14 protein-coding genes, 1 pseudogene and 2 riboswitches are annotated in these 22,496 nt (G+C 37.9%); of the genes and pseudogenes, 7 read left to right on the forward strand and 8 right to left on the reverse strand.

Features of this window, described 5'->3' with window-relative positions; all coding sequences use genetic code 11:
- Window positions 1–130 precede the first annotated feature (130 nt).
- The 3 genes from U736_RS0107160 (at window position 131) to U736_RS0107170 (ending at window position 3,367) form a co-directional block, all read left to right on the forward strand.
- On the forward strand, window positions 131–523 hold the full coding sequence (locus U736_RS0107160; RefSeq protein ID WP_015856750.1) for a Fur family transcriptional regulator: 393 nt from the start codon (window positions 131–133) through the stop codon (window positions 521–523).
- A 155-nt stretch (window positions 524–678) separates the two neighbouring features.
- On the forward strand, window positions 679–1,773 hold the full coding sequence (locus U736_RS0107165) for an HlyD family secretion protein (RefSeq protein ID WP_015856751.1): 1,095 nt from the start codon (window positions 679–681) through the stop codon (window positions 1,771–1,773).
- Between the two features lie 22 nt (window positions 1,774–1,795).
- Window positions 1,796–3,367, forward strand: a complete 1,572-nt coding sequence (locus U736_RS0107170; protein ID WP_015856752.1) for a DHA2 family efflux MFS transporter permease subunit — start codon at window positions 1,796–1,798, stop codon at window positions 3,365–3,367.
- Between the two features lie 1,155 nt (window positions 3,368–4,522).
- Here U736_RS0107170 and U736_RS0107180 read toward each other — a convergent pair.
- The 3 genes from U736_RS0107180 to trhO form a co-directional block, all read right to left on the reverse strand.
- Window positions 4,523–5,107 (reverse strand): GNAT family N-acetyltransferase, encoded by a 585-nt coding sequence (locus U736_RS0107180; RefSeq protein WP_015856753.1) that lies wholly within the window; start codon window positions 5,105–5,107, stop codon window positions 4,523–4,525.
- Between the two features lie 75 nt (window positions 5,108–5,182).
- On the reverse strand, window positions 5,183–6,316 hold the full coding sequence (locus U736_RS0107185) for a type III PLP-dependent enzyme (RefSeq protein ID WP_015856754.1): 1,134 nt from the start codon (window positions 6,314–6,316) through the stop codon (window positions 5,183–5,185).
- 1,702 nt (window positions 6,317–8,018) lie between these two features.
- The gene (gene trhO / locus U736_RS0107195; RefSeq protein ID WP_015856755.1) at window positions 8,019–8,936 is read right to left on the reverse strand and encodes an oxygen-dependent tRNA uridine(34) hydroxylase TrhO; all 918 of its coding nucleotides are present in this window, start codon (window positions 8,934–8,936) and stop codon (window positions 8,019–8,021) included.
- Between the two features lie 115 nt (window positions 8,937–9,051).
- Here trhO and eda point away from each other — a divergent pair, with 115 nt between their 5' ends.
- A complete protein-coding gene (gene eda, locus U736_RS0107200; RefSeq protein ID WP_026500548.1) occupies window positions 9,052–9,717 on the forward strand; it encodes a bifunctional 4-hydroxy-2-oxoglutarate aldolase/2-dehydro-3-deoxy-phosphogluconate aldolase in 666 nt (221 codons plus the stop codon).
- On the opposite strand, the pseudogene U736_RS13080 reads toward eda, so the two are convergent.
- Window positions 9,696–10,143 (reverse strand): annotated as a pseudogene (locus tag U736_RS13080) (ferredoxin reductase domain-containing protein); the annotation flags it as partial. The gene eda and the pseudogene U736_RS13080 sit on opposite strands and share 22 nt — an antisense overlap.
- A gap of 18 nt (window positions 10,144–10,161) precedes the next feature.
- Window positions 10,162–10,989: a ferredoxin--NADP reductase gene (locus tag U736_RS0107210; protein WP_026500549.1), complete on the reverse strand. Its 828-nt coding sequence runs from the start codon at window positions 10,987–10,989 to the stop codon at window positions 10,162–10,164.
- 1,088 nt (window positions 10,990–12,077) lie between these two features.
- Between U736_RS0107210 and alr the strand changes: the two genes are divergently transcribed.
- Window positions 12,078–13,193: an alanine racemase gene (alr, locus tag U736_RS0107215; protein ID WP_015856758.1), complete on the forward strand. Its 1,116-nt coding sequence runs from the start codon at window positions 12,078–12,080 to the stop codon at window positions 13,191–13,193.
- Between the two features lie 1,623 nt (window positions 13,194–14,816).
- Here the strand turns inward: alr and gcvP are convergent.
- From gcvP to gcvT, 3 genes are read right to left on the reverse strand one after another with little or no spacing between them, the layout of a single operon-like run.
- Window positions 14,817–17,612 (reverse strand): aminomethyl-transferring glycine dehydrogenase, encoded by a 2,796-nt coding sequence (gcvP, locus tag U736_RS0107230; protein ID WP_026500552.1) that lies wholly within the window; start codon window positions 17,610–17,612, stop codon window positions 14,817–14,819.
- 5 nt (window positions 17,613–17,617) lie between these two features.
- Entirely contained in the window at window positions 17,618–17,986 is a 369-nt protein-coding gene (gene gcvH / locus U736_RS0107235; RefSeq protein WP_015856760.1) for a glycine cleavage system protein GcvH, read from the reverse strand.
- Window positions 17,987–17,992: 6 nt separating this feature from the next.
- The gene (gcvT, locus tag U736_RS0107240) at window positions 17,993–19,105 is read right to left on the reverse strand and encodes a glycine cleavage system aminomethyltransferase GcvT (RefSeq protein ID WP_026500553.1); all 1,113 of its coding nucleotides are present in this window, start codon (window positions 19,103–19,105) and stop codon (window positions 17,993–17,995) included.
- 44 nt (window positions 19,106–19,149) lie between these two features.
- Window positions 19,150–19,241, reverse strand: a riboswitch (glycine riboswitch).
- A gap of 1 nt (window position 19,242) precedes the next feature.
- A riboswitch (glycine riboswitch) is annotated at window positions 19,243–19,340 on the reverse strand.
- Between the two features lie 446 nt (window positions 19,341–19,786).
- On the opposite strand from gcvT, the gene U736_RS0107245 reads away from it, so the two are divergent.
- Complete coding sequence (locus U736_RS0107245) at window positions 19,787–20,449, forward strand: LON peptidase substrate-binding domain-containing protein (RefSeq protein ID WP_015856762.1); 663 nt, start codon at window positions 19,787–19,789, stop codon at window positions 20,447–20,449.
- Between the two features lie 13 nt (window positions 20,450–20,462).
- Complete coding sequence (locus U736_RS0107250) at window positions 20,463–20,669, forward strand: Trm112 family protein (RefSeq protein WP_026500554.1); 207 nt, start codon at window positions 20,463–20,465, stop codon at window positions 20,667–20,669.
- The last annotated feature ends 1,827 nt before the right edge of the window (window positions 20,670–22,496 follow it).

Here is a 22,496-nt window from a genome sequence, read left to right on the forward strand (position 1 = left end):
TGCACCTTTTCTTACATATCACAATGATGTCATGTAAAAGGCTAAAGATAGAGTACATATTCTATAATCACCATTGCATAAACCTCTTACACGCTTTATGCTTTGCCATGAGAGCAAAAGGAAGATGTCAATGTCATCTAAACTGACGCGTAACCAAACATTGGTTTTAAACACTTTAAAAAATGCAAAAGGGCCTTTAAGTGCTTATGCGATTCTCAATCACTTACGCGAAGAAGGTTTTCGTGCACCTCTCCAAGTTTATCGTGCGTTAGAAAAACTCGTACAGTTAAAGTGTATTCATCGTCTTGAAAGTGTAAATGCCTTTATGGTCTGTTTACACCCTGAAAACTGTCAACATGAACTTACAACGTTTATAATTTGCGAAAACTGTGGCACAGTCAATGAAATACAAAATCAAACGATTGTATCGAGTTTAAAACAGATGGTTCAAGCTGTTGACTTCCAAGCCCACAAAAGCACCCTAGAAGTACGAGGCCTTTGTAAAAAATGCGTAACAAAATAAGACCTTGAACTTGCAAGTTCATATTTTTAGCATTATGTTTCAAAAATCATCTTATTGCTTGAAAAGCTCTTATCGTCCTTGCATGTATATCACCCTAGTCTATAGTGATGGGTTTATTATACTCATTGGAACATAAATATTGAAAGTATAAAATCATGTCCGTAGCTGAGACAATTTTTTCAACCAAAAATTCCAATAAAACGCGACAAAAGAAAGTAATCAAGGCTCTTCTTATTATATTTGCACTTTTTATGCTTTGGTTTAGCTACAAGTGGGTAACGCAATGGCGTTATATACTCACAACAGATGACGCTTATGTGCAAGGAGATATAGCAGCTATTGCGACTAAATTAAATGGATATATTGAAAAAATTGCCATTAAAGCCAACCAAGTTGTAAAAAAGGACGATGTTTTATTTTACCTAGACAATGGTGATTATCAAATAGCCTTGGATCAAACAGAAGCGCATCTTAACACACAGAAAAAAACACTTCTACGCATTGATGCACAAATCACAGCCGCTCATAGTGCTTTAGATGATGCAAAAGCACAAAAAGCAGCCGCTTCAGCCATAGCAACCAATGCACAACTCAGCTTAAAACGTGTAACAGAACTGAAAAAAAATCGTTATGCTCCTCAATCCGATGTTGATGATGCCAAATCAGCTTATGAACAAGCCATTGCAAATGTTAACAGAGCGGATGCACAAATAGCTGCAGCACGTGCAAATATCCGAGTGCTAGAAGCGCAACGAAGTGAAATAGAAAGCCAAACAAAGAGTTTAGAACTCTCGCGTGAAAAAGCACAACGTGATCTTGATTCGACTATTATACGAGCGCCATTTGATGGAGTTATAGGAAATTTAACAGCAAAAACGGGAGATTTTGTTGTAAATGGCCAACGTCTTGCGGCGTTAGTCCCCATACATGCACTTTATATTGAAGCAAACTATAAAGAAACACAGTTACAAAATATTCACGCAGGACAAAAGGCTTATATTGCTATTGATGCCTTCAAAAAGGAGTTTTTTACAGGGAAAGTGCTTTCTATTTCACCCGCAACAGGCGCTGTTTTTTCTCTTTTGCCTCCACAAAATGCTACTGGTAACTTTACAAAGATTGTCCAGCGCATTCCCGTACGTATTTCTATTCCAGAAGAAGTCTTAAAAAACGGACATATCCGAGCAGGAATGAGTGTTTCAGTGAAAGTTGATACACGTACAAAGCCACAAGATAAAAGTCTCTTATAACAAAAAAGTAGAAGATCTTACGATGACATCTTCCATACCAGAGCCCATACAATCTCAAGAACGCATAGGAATGCACAAAATTATAGTTTTTATTGCTATGTCTTTTGGCATGTTTATGGCAATCTTAGATATCCAAATCGTTTCCTCTTCTTTAGCTGAAATTCAAGCGGGTCTTGCAGCAAGCTCTGAAGAAGTTTCATGGGTTCAAACTTCCTATCTCATTGCTGAAGTCATCATGTTGCCGCTTTCTGGATTTTTAGGACGATTGCTTTCAACACGTGTTTTCTTTACCTTATCAGCTATCGGTTTTACGATTACTTCTGTTCTTTGTGCAACGGCAACATCTATTGGAGAGATGATTGTGTATCGCGCACTACAAGGTTTTATCGGTGGTGGAATTATCCCTAGTGTTTTTGTTGCCTCCTATGTCCTTTTTCCTCCTTCCAAACGTCCTATTGTTACCCCTATTGTCGGACTGGTCGCAACATTAGCCCCTACCATTGGTCCAACCGTGGGAGGCTATATTTGTCATCTCTCATCATGGCATTGGCTCTTTCTCATCAATGTACCCTTCGGGATTATCATCTCAATTCTCGCTTGGAAATTAATTGATTTTGATAAAGCTGATCCCTCTTTAATGAAGAAATTTGATTGGTTAGGTCTCATTTCTATGGCTACTTTCTTGGGAACTTTAGAGTATGTTCTAGAAGAAGGAGCTCGTCATGATTGGCTGAGTGATAGGCTGATTCGAGATTTTTTCATTATCATGATTCTTGCTGCAGCCTTATTCTTCTGGCGCGCTTTTACAGCAAAAGAACCCATTGTAGATCTCTCTACTTTTTCTAATTTTAATTTTTCAGCTGCATCCATTTTTTCCTTTGCACTGGGAATAGGTCTTTATGGACTCACATACCTTTATCCTGTCTATTTAAGCCAAATTCGCCATTATGATGCGCTCATGATTGGAGAAACATTGTTTCTTTCAGGATTCGCCATGTTATTAACTGCTCCGCTTGCGGGATTTCTTTCAGCACGAATCGATGCACGTTTAATGATGGCAATAGGACTTTTGGGTTTTGCAATAGGCACTTGGATGGCGAGCTCTATCACAGACAACTGGGATTTTTGGCAGCTCTTTTGGCCGCAAATTTTCCGTGGTGCTTCTGTGATGTTATGTATGGTTCCTGTTAATAATATTGCCTTGGGAACACTCCCGCCAGAACGAATGCAAAATGCTTCTGGACTCTTTAATCTCACACGGAATCTAGGTGGTGCTGTAGGGCTTGCGATTATCAGCACTCTCATGACAAAACGCACAGACTTCCATTATGAACGAATAGCCGAAACGCTTAACCACGCAAACAGACAAGCAACTGAAATGCTTTCAAAGCTTACTTTATTTTTCAAAACAGAAACCTTTGATTCGTATACTCTTGCTCTTTCTCAATTGTTTGGTATGGTACGCATACAAGCAACGATTATGGCTTTTAGTGATATTTTCTTTATTATGACCATTATCTTTGTTATTTTGACATTTACGACCATTTTTCTTAAAAAAATACCACCTCTCATGGATGCACCACCAAGTCACTAAGCTTAATTAAAATTGAGAAATATTTTTTATCTTTATAACCTTCCTCGCTTCCTATGCACTTTATCTCTTCTCAAGAGACAGTATAAATCAACATATGATTCTAAATGATTCTTCTGATAAAAATTCTTTTCAATGCGGGCTCTTTACGCACTTAAAAATAACTTCTCGCATACAAGAATTGTTTTAGATGATAATAAACAAAGAGCTTATCTAAAGTGCTCCACACCATAAAGATAAAGCAGCTATTTCTATAAGATTTCTGATTTATGACCGTAGAGAAAAAAACGTTAAAACAATATTTGCGCCTGTCATTAAATTTCTCATCTATCTCCCCCTTTTTACGCTATTATCCTCATAAAAACTATTCTGTAAGATTCTTTGTCCTTCACTCTTTTGATGCTTACAAGAATATGCATAAAAGATTGATGATTCTTGTGATTTTTATTCACGCATCTATTTCCCTTATAATGTGTAGGATAACGTTTTTTTGATTCTGAATGCAAAATTTTACATGAGAAAATCATTTTGTATTTGATACTTTCATGCCAATTGCAAAACGATTAACCTTTATAGCAAAAAAGTAATGATCTGTTTTTTTCAAAAAAGCTGGTTTTGAACATGTGATTTTATTTTTTACACTCTTTAAAAAAAGCTGATACTTATTTGATTCTACTGCTGCATATTTTTCTTTCTTAAGCCTCTTCTCTTTCAACAAGCGCTAAAATTGTATAAAATTTCTCAAAATGTCTCTCTATTGAACCAATCACAACTATCCCCTTGCACATAAAAAGCAAAGAGATAAAAACTGTTTAAGAAAAAAGTAAAATATCCAACCGTTTTGATGCAAGATCTACCAATGATATTGAAAACTGTATGATGATACCGGCTTTAAAAGAATACAAGACCACTCAAAAATCAGGTTCTTTTAATATTATAAAATAGGACGCTATTCCAAAAAAATGAGCTTTAAATATATTCCTACTCACTTAACTGAAATTATCAAAAATAAGAAATCAGCCCCATAAAGAAAAAGTCATATAGTAAAATCGCAATACAACACTCCAAAAACTTTGTACCGCTAAATACTTTGGCACAAGTCAAAACAGTATGCTCTCCTCAACGCCAGCTGTTAAAAAATAAATTTAAACACTATCTTCAAGCCACTTTATGATGCTGAAAACGATTCGAAACTTCTCGTTCTCCACTAGGAACTAAAGTGCCATAACACCCAGAAAGATAATGTGGTATCAGTTCCAACGCTTGAAAGCGATGCTTTTCATAAGGACCAGGCATTGCCAAATTTTCTGTTAAACTATTTGAAAAGCCAAAACGTTGATAAAATTCACAATCCCCTACCAGCAAAATGGCGCCATATCCTAATTTTTTTGCTGTTTCAATTGCATGGCGGACTAAAATTGATCCTATTCCCAGACCAGCACATTCAGATGCAACAGCCAAGGGGCCCAAAAGTAAAGCATATTGTGTTTTATTTTTTCCTTTAGAAAAAGAAACATGCCAAAGACGGACACTTCCCACAAGCTCTCCAAACGCATTTTTAACCACAAAAGAAAGTCCTTGAGCAGCTAACCGACCACGACGTAAAGCCTCTGATGATTTACGTTTACGTCCATGCCCCATCGTTGAATCAAGCAAAATTTCTCGATAAGGCTTATCTGCTTCTTGCTCCAATAAAAGTGTAAAACATGCCCCATCTTTTGTTTGAAAATTCATCATGTTCATCTCAATGACCGCCCTCTTATAGCGCCATGACGAGCATAGCAAAAAGTCTAAAAAACCTATAGTTAAAAGGAAACCTCAGATCACATATGATCGTAAAGGCTCAAAACCATTAAAAGCAACCGATGCGTAAGTTGTTGTGTAAGCACCCGTTCCATGAATCAATATTTCATCTCCTATCGTTAGGGATAGAGGAAGCGGATAAGGTGTTTTTTCATAGAGAACATCTGCCGAATCGCATGTTGGTCCAGCCAAAATACAAGGCTCCATAACCTTATCATCATGGGGTGTCTCAATAGGATAACGAATGGCTTCATCCATAGTCTCAGCAAGACCATTAAATTTTCCAATATCAAGATAAACCCATCGTACATTATCATTATCAGCTTTTTTGGATATCAGAACCACTTCTGTACGAATAACACCAGCATTGCCAACCATCGCACGCCCAGGCTCAATAATCGTCTCAGGAATACGATTACCAAAATGCTTTTTCAATGAATCAAAAACTGCTGTACCATAAGCTTGCTCTGTAGGGACATCTTTCAAATAACGCGTTGGAAAACCGCCCCCCATATTCACCAACCTCAACGAAATGCCTTCTTGTTCCAAACGCTTAAAAACTGTAGCAGCATCCGATAAAGCACGATCCCACGCACTCAGATCAACCTGCTGAGACCCAACATGAAAAGAAACACCATAGGCTTGCAAACCCAATTGGTGTGCCCGTCTTAGAACATCAACCGCCATAGCAGGGACACAACCGAATTTGCGTGACAACGGCCACTCTGCACCTTTTCCATCAGTAAGAACACGGCAAAAAACACGTGCTCCTGGAGCAACACGCGCAATTTTTTCCACTTCTTCAACACAATCAACTGCATAAAGTGAAACACCCAATGCATATGCTCGTGCAATATCACGTTCTTTTTTAATCGTATTCCCAAAAGAAATACGCTCTGACGTTGCTCCTGCTTTTAAAGCCATTTCAATTTCTGCAACAGAAGCCGCATCAAAAGAAGATCCTAAAGAAGCAAGCAAACGCAAGATTTCAGGTGCTGGATTTGCCTTTATTGCGTAAAAAATACGCGACTGCGGCAGAGCTTTTTCAAAATTTAAATAGTTGTCACGAACAACATCAAGGTCAACAATTAAGCATGGACCTTCAGAACGATGTGTTGCAAGAAAATCGCGAATACGTTGCGTTGCCATCTGCAATTCTCCTTGAGGGAAAGCTCCCCCACTCTATGCTTGGACAGCCAAAGCTGCCAAAAGCTAAAGGACAAAAAACACACAACAACTATCCCCATTCTGATTACAAAAAACCAGAAATTAGCATTGTATGCAGCGAAAGAACAGCGCGAAGCCGCGTCATTCTATTTTATCTGCCTTTTTGATTGGAGTTGAGAAAACCACTTCCGCACTGAAGGCAATGAGGTGTGCCTCTATAGTTATCCCAGTATTTAAAACTGGAAGACACCAGAAAGGCCCGCACCGTCGTTGCTTCAAGATGTCCTCATTCTTTCAATTGGCTGTAAGAATGACTGGAGCGGTTAGTTCCAGGTACCGTACCGGTTAATCTCACCATTTGAGAACCAGCGGACACCCACAGGCACGTGCGACTTTGGGCAATGCATCCTATAAAACGAATTCTTGCTCATTTCAATCATTTTTTTAATTTTAAACATTTTTTAATTCTTAAAGATAAAATGATGCGAAAAAACAACTCTCTCTTCCACCAGACAAAGCTATCCATCCGCTTTCATGAGATGACACCCCTTACATCATCCGTGCAACATAAATCACTGTCTTGCTTTTAAAGCCCCTCATTTCTTTGCCCCATTCTATCTCCTAATATCCGCAGCAGAAAATAACGCAAAATAAATTACTCAACACATTAATTTATAATGATAATTTATTATTTTGCCCTTAAACAAAAATCTCATCATAAAATTCTCTTATTTCACCCCTCTTACAATGAATCAATCAAGATCATTCTTTTGCGCATTACAAATAAAAAACAACTGAAAAAAGGGGTACCTCTTATATATCCTCTCAAATGCAAGGATGACCAACATTGAAAACTGGGGATAGTAACGACTGAAGCACTATCATTTTTAAAGATAACGATGTCCTTCCTCCAACAAATACCATTATCTTTCTCATTTACATCCTAAAAAAACATCCCTGTTTCCACATTCATTTCACAGCATCGCTTAAGCAAAATATCATGAAAATTCCCCGTATAATATAGCTTGTGTAGTATAAATTAACTACATCGCACCCTCTTTATACTTATGAAATTACAAGCCTGTGCCCCCATTCTATCTGCCAACTCCCAATATTGCAGAAACTCCTACATTGAAATGTTTCATAACACCTTATCTAAAATGATTTTTGTCCACACGTTTCCCCATTTGTAACGTACAAGTGAATGAGTTTTACGTGATTTGTTCTCATCTAATTTGAAAGCAATAAAGTTCAAAATATTTAACTCTTTTATTCAAATCAAAATAAATTATCATTATAAATTAATGTATTATATTAAATTCTGGAATCATAAACTCCTATTATCATTTTATTTTTCCCACCTAGCATCTGCTTTTTCATCTCCTCTTATTAATCACATCTTATTCATACGCTTTTCTCTTAAGCTATAAATCTCCCTCCCCTGCGCTGTTGGTGAAGAGAGTTTCTATTTTAAAATGAAAAGTATTTAAAAACTCAATCCTATAAAATGTAAGGAGAGCAAACGATCTATAATGATTATTTATAAATCAAATAATTTAACATAGACAAAAAGACCGAATAATATCCGGTCTTATAAAATATTTTTCTACCAATATCAAAAAACTCTTTTCTCTTAAATTTAAGAGAAAAACGCTAAAATTTACAGCCCTACACTGTGCTATCCTTATGTCCCTTGATGAGAATCAATTGCACGCAACTTCAACAATTGAAACTGCCTATGGCGCTCACGAAAGCGCTCTCTATCGGCTTCACTACGCGTGTTATAACAAGCATCACAGGAAACACCTTCCTCATAATGAGGCGATAATTTGCTTTCAGCATTAAGAGGAGAACGACACGCGCGACATAATTCGCGTCCACATTCTTCAAGACCATGTTGAACAGAAACACGCTCATCAAAAACAAAACACTCACCCCACCATAAACTTTCCTCTTTTGGAATTTTTTCTAAATATTTTAGAATACCTCCTTTTAAATGGTACACCTGCTCATAACCAAGTTCACGTACATAAGCTGTTGATTTTTCACACCGAATACCGCCTGTACAAAACATAGCAATTTTCTTTTTCTTCTTTAAATCAGCTTCATGTTGACGCACCCATTCAGGAAATTCGCGAAATGTTTTAATCTGCGGATCAATCGCTCCTTGAAAACTCCCAATCGCATATTCATAATCATTACGCGTATCGATCAAAATTGTCTCTTCATCTTGAATAAGAGCATTCCAATCTTCAGGATCCACATAAGTACCAACAACTTTTAGCGGATCAACACCTTCAACCCCCATTGTCACAATCTCTTTTTTCAGCCGCACTTTCATGCGATGAAAAGGCATTTTTGATGCCCATGAATATTTAATCTCCGGCGTTTGAAACGCTGGCTCAGCGGTAATAAAATCCACCAATGCCTCAATCGCAGCACAAGAACCAGCAACCGTTCCATTAATTCCCTCTTGTGCTAAAAGCAGAGTGCCTTTGATATCCTTTGCTTGACATAAATCCTGCAAAGGTTTTTGTAATTGATGATAATGCTTCAAATCTGCAAAGCAATAAAGTGCAGCAACTTTAAAATTCTTTTCCATGTGTTTTGCCATAACGCGCGTTTCATTCAATTTCAAGATTTATTCATGTACTCTTTAACATATTGTGCTTAATCAAACGATACAAATAATATCATCTCCAAGAAGAAAAAATATCATGTGCCAAAAAAGAGAAAAGCTTTTATTATATCTCCAAGGACAAACTGTTATACCTGTTTTACTCATTGACAATCTACAAAGTGCTGTACCCTTAACACGCGCTCTTGTCAAAGGTGGATTAAAAACAATTGAGATCACCTTGCGAACACCAAATGCCCTCAAAGCAATTCGGAAAATTACACAAGAAGTCCCTGAAGCAATTGTTGGAGCCGGAACAATTCTCAACACAACACATTACGAAAAAGCCGAACAAGCTGGAGCCAAGTTTATTGTAAGCCCCGGATTATCAAATGAATTAATCAATTGTGCAAAAAATAGTGAAATTCCCCTTCTTCCCGCTGCAATGACCCCAAGTGAACTCATGCAAGCATTAAACAAAGGCTATTCATATCTCAAATTTTTCCCAGCTGAAGCCGCTGGAGGTATTTCCTTCATCGAAGCTTTAGCATCTCCCTTCTCTGATGTCCGGTTTTGCCCAACAGGCGGTATTACACAAAAAAGTGCAACACAATGGCTCCAACTGCCTAACGTCTTCTGCGTTGGCGGTTCTTGGATAGCGCCCCAACAACTCATTGCAATAAATGATTGGGATTCGATTACTGCATTAGCATATACTGCATCACAACTTCCCTCTCCCTCGAAAAAAGCTCTTTCTACAATATAATGTAAAATGCAAGAACATCAGCCCCTTCAACAAAACCAAAGCTTTCACACATCCTTGCGCAATCTTTAACATTGTCATAAAACCACAAATCATCACCCGATCTTCATCGAGATGAATTTTGGGGAGTGCTATTGTTTCAAAGCCGCTTGTTTCAAAAAAGCATCCACTCTCCATAACAGTCGTAGTACGCCCCATATGCTCAGAAAGCTCACGCGTGGTCACAAGGTAAAATTTCAACTGTTATGCATATGCTCCAATGAGTGGATCTTGTTGCAAAGAGGAAAAAGATCTTTTGCATAAATTAACTCATTCTGCTCACGCATTATTTAAAGTAAGGACAACTTCTGAAAATTTTTCATAAGTATCAGGATCACGAATAAAGCTTGCAAAAGGAAAAAAACCGTACCGGTTTGAAAGAAGATAAAGCATCAACTTCCCTACTCATTACTCCACAAAAGCGCGCTCTACAACATAAGTAGCAGGAGCATTATTAGCCCCTTCAACAAGACCAAAACTTTCACACATCCTTGCACAATCTTTTAACATTGCCATGGAACCACAAATCATCACCCGATCTTCATCAGGATGAATTTTAGGAAGACCAGTCGTTTCAAAAAAGTCCCCACTTTCCATAACAGTCGTAATACGGCCCATATGCTCAGAAGCTTCACGAGTAGTCATAGGATAAAATCTCAACTGTTGTGCATACTCTCCAATGAGTGGATCTTGTTGCAAAGAGGAAACAAGATCTTTTGCATAAACTAACTCACTCTGCTCACGCGTTGTTTGAATAAGGACAACTTCTGAAAATTTTTCATAAGTTTCAGGATCACGAATAAGGCTTGCAAAAGGAGCAACCCCCGTCCCAGTTGAAAGAAGATAAAGACGTTTTCCAGGAATAAGAGCATCAAGAACCAGTGTTCCTGTAGATTTTTTACGCATGAGAACTGTATCACCAATTTTAATTTTTTGGAGATGCTCGGTTAAAGGTCCCCCTGGAACTTTTATCGAAAAAAACTCAAGCTGTTCATCCCAAAAAGGACTTGCAATCGAATAAGCGCGATAAATCGGCTTTTCTGCATTTGGCAAACCGATCATAACAAACTCACCCGAACGAAAACGAAAACTATCCGGACGATTCAAACGGAATTTAAATAACCGATCTGTATAGTGACAAACCTCTTGGACAGTAAGGGCGAACACATTCTCAGGAATCGGAAAATTTGCAACGCTACTGATGTTTGACGGAACATTGGTAGCAGACGTATTCATACTCTTCCCCATATCTTTATTGAACGTTAAATTTCGAATCCTTGACGTGATATAGTACTTGCATAACCATCTGCCAACAATTTTCTTAAAACAAAAATCTCAAGATTAACACTTTATTAAACGAATGAGGAAAATACGAATACAAATCACATTCAAAGAAAAACAAAAACATTGAGTATTAAACAATCACGGTACTCTTTTCCCCTTTAACACATAATGCATATTTCCATTGTAACGCTATAACACTCTCTCGCTTAACAAAACTTATGACCTAAAACCTTCAAATAAGAGAGATAAAATTTTTGTTGATTGAACGATAACCACACAAATCTCCAACAAGATTTCCGACATTACATCTATTGTTTTCGTTACTAACCTTTTTACACTGCGCTTTCCATAAATATCCATAAATAAAAGAGTCTAACGCGCTCTATAAGCGACAAAATTGATTTCACTAAAAACCAATCAAACAATAGAAAGTAAATATTAGATACCCAATCCATCTTGAAAACCAACAATATCCAAATCAACGGGCTTTCTAAATCAACAGTTTTTAATGTATCAGAAAGTGTTTACACACTGTTTTCCATTTAACAAAAATAACTTTAAGTGCATGAGACGACATCCCAAATTGCACAGATAAGTGATCTTTCCCCCATGATAGAAAACTTGTAATGCATTAATTTAATCATTTTACCTTCTCTGAATAAGCAGCCAATGCAATGTTTAATCAAAACAATCGCACCAGCAACAACAGCCTAATCTTGCACTCTTCAAAATGATACAATACAATAAACTATGTTTTATTTTTTTATATGCCGCAACTAAGGAAAATAAGTAAAAAACAAAAGTCTATGTTTTACAAATTATTAGAAGATACCGTGTTGCTAACAACACAAATAAAACTAAAATATCTCTTATATCCAGAGTACCATTTTACATAAAAAAACGACTTTAATGGTACATAATTCAGTATAAGCTCCTTATGATTTTGACCATAGAAAATAGTGTCTTTCCCTATATCGTAAAGAACCTCAATGAAATAACCAAAAAACTCCGTATTTCACGAACACAGATAAGCTCTTAAAATGAAAAAATCCGTTAATGATGAAATCAATACATCACTCTATGTAGCTGTAGCAACCATCGATGTCAGTGCCATTGTTGCCAATTATATCACTTTAGCCAAACGTGTAGCTCCAACACAATGTTCAGCAGTTGTAAAGGCAAATGCCTATGGATTAGGAGCTCACAAAATTGCTCCTGCCCTTTATCAAGCTGGTTGTCGCACTTTTTTTGTCGCCCAAATCATAGAAGCCCTCCAATTAAAAAGCATCTTACCATCACATGTCACGATTGCCGTTCTGAATGGACTTCCACACTTAGCAGAAGAGTTTGTCGCACAATCTGGTATTGTTCCTGTTCTAAACTCTTGGAGTGCCATTGAAAATTGGCAAAAAATTTGTCAAAAAAAAGATAAAAAATTTCCAGCAATTGTTCAAATCGATACCCATATGAACCGATTAGGACTGGATCAAAAAGAATTACAAAAACTCATCAAACACCCTACAATTTTCGAAAAAGCAGAAATAAAATATATTCTCAGTCATCTTTCTAACGGAGAAGATGATACCCACCCATCCAATTATGCCCAATTGGCTACTTTCAAAACTGTCCTTGCGCAATTGCCTGCTTGCAAAGTTTCCTTTGCCAATTCTGGAGGTATCTTTCTAGGATCAGATTTTTATTTTGATCTTGTTCGTCCAGGCATTGCACTTTACGGAGTTGATCCGCGGGGAAAACATCCATCACCTCTGAAACCTGTTTTAAAACTTGAAGCCCAAGTCATTCAAAACCGCGTTGTTGATATAGGCACACCTGTTGGTTATGGAGAAAGCTTTATAACCAACAGACCAAGCACTCTTGCAACCATTTCTATAGGCTACGCAGACGGCTGGCTCCGTGCTCTTTCGAATAAAGGAACAGTTTATTTCAACGGGTACAAACTTCCCATGGTTGGGCGGGTTTCTATGGATTCCATTATTGTAGATACGACCGATCTTGATCAAAAACCTCAAACAGGTGACTGGGTAGAACTCATTGGACCCCATCAAACACTTGAAAGAGTATCTATAGATGCCGATACCCTTCCCAATGAAATTCTAACATCTCTTGGCTCCCGCTATAAATACATTTACACATAAAAACTCTTTAAAGAAATAAATTGATAAAAATCATCATTTTAGAAAATTGAGGGTTTTTTATGAAAGATTTTACAACAATCAATCACATAGAATGATCATAGACACCGCACATTCACAGAAATCTCAAAATAGACAAGTTGATGAACTGTTTTATGAAACTAGCTTTCACCCAAAATACAAAAACTTAGCCTTTTCCCCACAAATTGACAAAAAAGAATCTATTACAAAGTTTTTAAAATTAATTGCCCAATTAAACCAAAATATTAATTCTCTATATATCAAACAAAACATCCAGTCTTGTAAGTTTCTCTTATTTTCAGTTTTGTTCATAGTGAAGCAATCAAAATCATTCGCTTGCATACCACAAACTGGACTATGTGTAGATAAAAATGATTTAAGAAAGGAATAATACCTCTTATGAACCATCTCAAGTACCAAGAGCTATAACATTAAGCGGCTGGCAAAGTGTATGATAGTGCCAACTTCTTCCTTCATAGAGCGTAAAGATTGGGGGCTCTCAATAGATTTATCGTTGTACCATTCACGAGCGCCGTCGCGAAATGGGATTGGGAGCGAAATGTCTCTTTAAAACAAACACGTGAATTAACAACCAAAGCATATTCTTTTTGGAGTGTTCTGTTTTACATAAAGGTTGTGCCCCCATTAAAGAACACAATAAATAAAAGCATGGGACAATATGTAATCCCCATTATAAAAAACATTGCTTTAGATGCTTCTGAAAGCCGTAAAGCTGAAAGGGAGATGACAAACTGAGGATTGAGTTTCACCTTTACGGCTTTATATTTCTCTGAAATTAGATTGTCTTCCAGTTTCAAAGATTACGTCAACAGAAATACGCAATCCCCTCGCCATCATCTGGTATACAAAAGCTTGAACTACTCATAAAGCTCTTTTTTGTCTCAATCTCTGACTTAAAACATGTCGCTGCGTTAAGTTTGGATGTTGATTTACAAGCAACAGCTAAAGCACACGGGCTCTTAGGAAAACAACACCGTAAAGTCACAAACTGACTTACAATGGATTGGAAAGATGTGCCGGCTTTTTATAAGACACCCTGTAAAAAAAACCATAATACATTTGGTTTTGCATTTACTCATTCTGACAGGTGTTCTTGCATATTTTTGCGTCATATTTATAAAAAGCAGATTAAAGAGAAATATTTAGACAATGCTTGACTTAAGAATATGCAACAACAGAGTTTCGCGGGGCTTTATCATCAGAAACACTAAATTTGATTTTATTCTTTCTGCAACCGGTCGTAGTCACCTTAGTGAGAGTCGTATGTCACAACACATGCAACAGACTGGCCCCTATCCCCGTAGGTTTCACTCTCGTTTACGTGAATTAGCTGGCTAGACCGATGCGCCTAGTCACTAAAACCATGTCATACGGTAGAAGACAAAGGAGAGCATGCCTATTGCCCACAAAACACAGTTTTTTTGCCGACTTTTCCGATTTTTCTCATGGTATAAAAAACTATGCAAAATTCTAGAAAATAGACAAATAACTCCATAACAACATGATCAATAAGTAAAAAACCCACACAAAATGTGTGGGCTTTTTTGTTTATGTAAATAAACAAAGTAAATACATATTTGTTATTTAATAGGTATTTCCCAATGGCGGACACGAACAAATGAGCATTCTGTCTCCCGCGACATTATCAATACGCGATACAGGAGGCCAATATTTATTGGCTGGATCAAGAGAACTGTTGGGAAAAGCAGCTTCTTGTCGCGAATAGGGTCGTTCCCAAGCATCATCTAAAGCATCTGCCACTGTATGAGGGGCATTAACCAACGGATTATTGTCTTTTGGCCAAACCCCACGACCAACTTTCTTCGCTTCTTCAGCAATAGAGAGTAAAGCATCACAGAAACGATCAATTTCTGCTTTTGGTTCTGATTCCGTTGGCTCAATCATCAAAGTTCCCGGAACAGGGAACGACATCGTGGGCGCATGGAATCCATAATCAATGAGACGTTTTGCAATATCATCAACACTCACCCCATACTGCTCTTTCAACACACGTGTATCCACAATACATTCATGAGCAACACGTCCATGCTTGCCCCGATAAAGAATAGAATAAGCGGGTGAAAGGCGTGCAGCAATATAATTGGCATTTAAAATGGCTATTTGTGTTGCATATTTTAAGCCATCAGCCCCCATCATTCGAATATACATCCATGTAATCGCAAGAATAGACGCACTTCCATAAGGAGCTGCCGAAACCGCATGTGTCGTCCCATCCTGTTCATGCCCTGGTAAGAATGGTTTGAGATGCGCTGCAACTCCAATTGGTCCCATACCAGGACCACCACCTCCATGGGGAATGGCAAATGTTTTATGAAGATTCATATGACAAACATCAGCGCCAATATCTGCAGGACGAGCAAGCCCCACAAGTGCATTGAGATTAGCGCCATCGAAATAAACTTGTCCGCCATTTTCATGAATAATAGAACAAATTTCCTTAATGCTTTCCTCATAAACACCATGTGTTGAAGGATAAGTAATCATGAGAGCAGCCAATTTATCCTTATGCAATTGCGCTTTCATTTTGAGATCGTCTACATCAACATCACCATCGCTTAAACATTTTACCACAACGACTTCCATACCTGCCATATGTGCCGAAGCTGGATTGGTACCATGCGCAGATGCAGGAATAAGACAAACTGTACGTTGATGTTCTCCCCGTGATTGGTAATATCGTCGGATAGCCAAAAGCCCCGCATATTCACCTTGAGCACCAGAATTTGGCTGAAAAGAAACTTGCGCAAATCCTGTAATTTCACACAACCATGCATTTAACTGATTAATCATCTCTAAATAACCCGCGGCATCCTCTTTTGAAACAAAGGGGTGTATATTGGCCATACTAGCCCAACTTACAGGCATCAATTCAGCCGCCGCATTAAGCTTCATTGTACAAGAGCCAAGAGGAATCATAGCACGATCCAGCGCCAAATCCTTATCTGCCAAACGACGCAAAAAGCGCATCATATCTGTCTCTGAATGAACCGCATGAAAAAAAGGCTGGGAAAGAAAAGCAGCATTCCGCTTTTTGCCAAAGAGTCGTGGAGAAACCTGATCGCCTAATTGTGCCCCAAAAAGCTGCGCTAAAGCACAAGCATCTTCTTCTGTCGATAATTCATCAAAATTGATTGCAATGGTGTCATCATCGAGAACACGAATAAGGCGTCCATTCATTTTGGCTTGATGTGCGATCTCTTTCGCTTTTCCCTTCACAACAATGCTTACACAATCAAAAAAAGATTCTCCTTCACAAAAAACACCTGCAGCCTCTAAACCAGCAACAAAACGACATGTTAAATGATGAATTCGCTGCGCAATTTCTTGTAAACCTTTCGGCCCATGCCAAACAGCATAAGCGGTTGCCATATTAGCCAACAAAGCCTGAGCTGTACAAATATTTGACGTCGCTTTATCGCGCCGAATATGTTGTTCACGTGTTTGCAAAGCTAAACGAAAACCAACACGCCCTCTCGTATCCACAGATTGACCAACAATACGCCCAGGAATAAGACGCGTTAACGCATCACTCACTGCAAGGTAACCAGCATGTGGACCACCAAATCCCATCGGAACGCCATAACGCTGCATAGAGCCAACAACGATATCTGCCCCCCATTGAGCAGGTGGCTCCATAAGGGTAAGTGCTAAAGGATCAGCCACAACGATAACTAAAGCTCCTTTTTCCTTTGCCTCCTTTATGATCTCACTGTAATCATGAAAAGCACCTTTTGTATCTGGCCAAGATAAAACAATTGCCGCTGTATTAGAACAAATTTTCCTCTCTTGGCTGATACAAATACCTTGTGTTTCAGCACGCGTTTGCGCAACACTTAAAGTCTGAGGATGTAAAAGACTCTGAAGAGAAATTTTTGTTTTTTTCTCACGGGAAAAGCGAAAAGCGAGGGCATTGGCTTCAGCTAAAGCAGTTGCTTCATCAAGAAGGGAAGCAGCAGCAACAGGCAAACCTGTGAGTTCACTCACCAATGTCTGAAAATAAAACAAAAGTTCTAAACGACCTTGGCTAATTTCTGCTTGATAAGGCGTATAAGCAGTATACCAAGCAGGATTTTCAAACAGATTTCGTAAAATAACTGGGGGCACATGAGTTCCATGATATCCTTGCCCAATAAAACTTTTGTGCACACAATTACGCTCCATCATCTTGGAGAGTTCTTCCAAGGCTTGTCCTTCACTAGCAGCCTTTGGCAAATTAAGTGAACGCCCCAAATGGATAGAATGTGGAACAGCTTGAGAAATGAGTGTATCAACACAATCAAGCTCTAAAACATCAAGCATTTTTTGTGTTTCATCAGGACGCAGCCCAATATGTCGAGAAGAAAAAGAACGCTCGATCATGATACTCATCCAATCAAAGCCTTATAAGCATCTTTATCCAACAACCCTTCCAGTTGTGTCTCATCCTGCAATGTCATTTTCCATAACCAGCCTTCTGTTTCGGCTTTCTGATTTACCAATTCAGGATGATCAGCCAATGCTTCATTTATTTCGACCACTTCACCATCAAGAGGAGCATAAACATCTGAAGCGGCTTTCACCGATTCCACAACAGCAGCTGCCTCTCCTTTGGAAAGTTTTGTTCCACTTTGTGGTAAATCAACAAAAACCAAATCTCCTAATTGCTCTTGCGCATAATGCGTAACCCCAACAGTCACCACTTTTCCTTCAACGCTAAGCCATTCATGGTCTTGTGTAAAATAAGTTTTAGACATAAAAAATCATCCTTTAAAATAACGTTGTTCAACAAAGGGAAGTGAATGAACTGATAATACAATCTTTTTGCCTCGCAGTTCTGTAAAGACTTGTGTCCCTTCAACTTTACAATCAACAGGAACATAACCCATCGCGACAGGACCATCAAAAGAAGGACCAAAACCACCTGATGTTACAACTCCAATCTCATTACCTTGATCATCAAGAAGCACCGCACCAGCACGAATAGGTTGGCGCGTTTGGGGTTTTAATCCAACACGACAACGAGCAGGTCCTTTTTGCAGCGCTTCAAGAAAAGCCTTCGCGCCATAAAATTGTGCTTTTTCTCGAACACTTTTAGGAACAGCCCATGTTAGAGCCGCATCAATAGGTGTCGTATCAGGGGTAATGTCATTTCCATGCAAACACAACCCTGCTTCTAACCGCAAGCTATCGCGTGCTGCAAGCCCAATCCACTCAACACGAGAATCACTCAGCAATTTTTCAGCCAACATATGCGCATGCCCTATAGGCAAAGCAATTTCAAAACCATCCTCTCCCGTATACCCAGAACGCGTTATAAACCAATCTTGTTGTGGTTCGAATCCTTGCATAAAGAACAATTCATTCCCTGGTAAATCAGCATCAGCAAGAACAGCAGCCGCTTCAGGACCTTGAAGAGCAAGCAATACCCTTTCAAGAGCAATCACTTGACATTCAAAATCAACCGCACGCTTTTCCAATTCTACAAAATCAGCCTGTGCATTCCCAGCATTGGCGACCAACATAAAACGGCTCTCTTCCAAACGGGTAATGATAAGATCATCAAGAATACCAGCCTGCTCATTAAGCAAGTAATTATACCGTGAGTGCCCAATCTTTAAAGCTGCTGCATCAATGGGAAAAGCATAGGACAAAAATTCCACGGCTTGTGTCCCTTCAACAGCAATCAATTTCATATGAGAAATATCAAACAATCCCGCATGTGCACGCGTATGAAGATGCTCTTTCAAAACGCCAAGAGGATACGTTAAAGGCATGTTCCACCCCGCAAAAGCACCAAATTTTGCTCCTGCTTTTTCATGCATATCATATAAAGGAAGTGTTTTTAAAAAAGATGTTTCTTGTGCTGTGCCCATAATAACTCCAAAGCTGCGCTAACGCCCACAGAATATGACCGTCTCTGCACCCCTCTGTCATCAACCTGAGAGACTCGCGAAAAAATTTTTCGCTTACACCTTCGGCGCGGGCTCTCCCGACTTTCCAGATCTGCCTTCTTCCTTTTACGGTCCTTAAAGCCTGAGAGATTATGGGCTATTTCCCCTTCGGCGGCAATGCGAAAATTCGCAATCTGCACTCTCCCGCAAAAGAATGAAAGAAACGATAACGCTCTTTCCAGCATGCCCTAACCTATAACCTATCTTTATCACACTGTCATTAGTAAAGTGATGAAAATGTTCTCATTTTAAAACTTGCGTAAGCTGCTTCAAAAGATTTATAATAGTATCCTTTTGAACCTTACAAAAATTGCAAGGAACACATTTTAGGAAATTTAAGACAAAAATCAAAAGCTATAAACAAAAATACCTCTTGAAAATCATGCAAAACGTCACACACTAAAAAGATCGCAAAGCAATATTCTTTCTCGCGCAGTTCAACCTTAAAGATAGGGTTTCATATTCTTTTTTAGAATAAGGACTTCAAGTATTTTATAAGTATGATTTTAATGTACAAGAAGTAGGTTTTCTGCTTTCTCAATAGTGTCATAAATTGCGACTATTTACAGACTAAAACTACCGAACAAAGGTGACAAAATACTCATGAAAGCTGGTAATATCTCTTACAATTGCGAAAATGATCTTCCAAAGCAAATTGCCCTTTTTCCTTTAGAAGGTGCACTCTTACTACCCGGCGGTTTTTTATCACTCAACATTTTTGAACCAGAATCACTTGAAATGATTGAAAACGTGATGGTAACCGATCGTCTATTGGGCATTATTCAACCACTTTCATCGGATACAGACCGCTTCTCTACACAACTTTATAAAACAGGCTGTATAGGGCGCATTACAAACTACAGTGAAACAGGAAATGGACAACTGTTCATTATCTTACAAGGTGTTTGCCGCTTCACCTTAGAACAAGAATTGACAAACACAAAATCCTATCGAACAGCTCTCATCCAATCAAACATAAAAGACTTGCAAGAATTTGATGTTGAAGAAAGCATTAACCGAGAGAGCTTACTCGACGTTGTAGAAAAATATCTAACCATACATGAAATGGAATATAATTGGAGCAGTATCATAGAAGCCCCTACACCTATATTGGTTAATGCTTTTTCAGCTCTTATCCCCTTTACACCAGCAGAAAAGCAAGCTCTCCTTGAAGCTCCAGATATCGAAAGCCGTGCCCAAACTCTTCTTGCATTAACAGAACGCTCACTCATGAAACAAACAGGTACAGATTACCGTTTAAACTAATAAACGTCAAAACATGAAAAAAATGACCACAGATCCCAAAATGCTCGAATTGCTCGTTTGTCCAATAACGAGAAGCACACTCTCTTACAACCGAAAAACACAAGAGCTCATTTCTCTCAAAGCCAAACTTGCCTATCCTATTCGTGATGGCGTTCCCATTATGCTTGCCTCAGAAGCGCGCCCTTTGCAAAACGATGAAAAAGTAGCCTACAAAAAATAAGAAAATTTCGTTCATTTTTTCTGGAAAAAGCTGTTATCAGTCACTGCTCTATGAAAAGCTCTCTTTTGCTCATGCAATCTTTTTAATATTGGTATTTTAAACGCTAATCCACCACACGCCAGCACCAGCATTCTCTTTACCAACTCCCAATGTTATACTTACTCTAAAAAGTCTTTTGCTTCTGAATGCGAAAAGAAGCTTCCGTTTTTATACAAAATAAATGGATAAAGTCATATAGTTACAATTTTAAATATACCCCATAATGATCACCAAGAAATTGTCCTAAATTCCATCAAAATAAAGGGATGCATTGCAACAGTTGCATGTAAACTTTGCAAAAAACAACCAAACCAACTGCTGTCACTCTGGTTGACGATTTAAAGAAATTACCCTATGAATGAGACTTGTGTTTTTGGTCGTATACGCGACGATCAAATAGGGTCTGGAAGCCCGAAAAACTCAAACTAGAAATAAAACCGCTTTTTGCGGATATCCCGGAATTTCCGGGGGCTCTTGTTATGTCCAAGTGCTCTCAGCACTAAAAGCAAGAGGCTGTTTTGAGTCAGCACTTCCAGACCCCAGAAACGCTTATTCCATAAAAACATAATAAATTCAGTGTGTTATATACAATTATTTTATATAAATCCCCTTAAGAATCCACACTTTTATGCATGATCCATTTGACCCTTTTTTATATAAGATTGCCATGTATGAATAGACCATAAAAAGCTAATCATTATACAAATATTATAACGCATGTGTGCATTCAGACGAAATGAAAAGCTGTTATCATTCATAACAGTTTATAAATTTTATGATACGTTTTTATCACAGCACAAATTACACTGTTTGAAAATTTAATTGTTTGGAATTATCGATAAAATACGTTTAAAGATCACATCTTGTTTTAAAGATCGGATTGTTATCACATGATAAAAACATAAAATTACACTTCTCAAAATTGAGAAGCATAAAATAGAGAGCTGTTATAACAGCATCATCATAACATCTAACATTTTAAAGATTGCATAAAAGAATTTAAAGACAAGATCGCTTTTAAAAACGCTTTCTAAAAATTTAGAAACGATAAGTAAGCAGCATAAATATAGTATCATCACAACAGCTATGCTAATTTTTAAAAACGAAACTGTATTCGCTTCCACAAAAAAATGGAAACGAACAATGCCATAGCAGTAGAATACTATCTACTTAGACATGGTACTAAAAAACGTTTTAAAAGTTACCGTTTAAAAGCACAGAGCCCAAATATGGACTGAGTGATTTACTCACCCCAAAATTGGGGGCAGCTATTGAGACAAAGATAAGTAAGCAAAATTTAAAATCATTGTAACATCATAAAGGCATGGAATTTTACTCAATTTTGAGTGAAAAGCGACAATGTTTAAAAAAGGCTCTACTTTAAAGTTAACGAACCCAAATATGGACCGGTTGATTTTAGCGAGCTCAAATTTGAGCCGGCTAATTTATAAAGAAGTTACATTTAGAGCAAAATGAAAAGATACTTATAAGAATCTCTTTAAATGCACGTTTAAACGTTTGAAACATAAAATGAGATCTTTATAAGAAACGTTAAAACTTTTTTTATCACAGTTATAACTTAGTTATCATTTGCTCTTAAGAACGTTTCATTTATGAAAAACGAAGATCTAGATTTCACAGCAGAGAAAAATCTTGAAAACCTTACATTTTATAAAAGCGTTTGTTTATTTTTCTTATGAGAGATTGTTTTGAAAACCAATGCTCGTAAATGTAAAAATGGACTTTGTTACAAACTTTCACTTAATACACATTTGCTTTATTTACGTT

Source organism: Bartonella grahamii ATCC 700132 (genome assembly GCF_000518085.1).
GTDB classification, from domain to species: Bacteria; Pseudomonadota; Alphaproteobacteria; order Rhizobiales; family Rhizobiaceae; genus Bartonella; species Bartonella grahamii.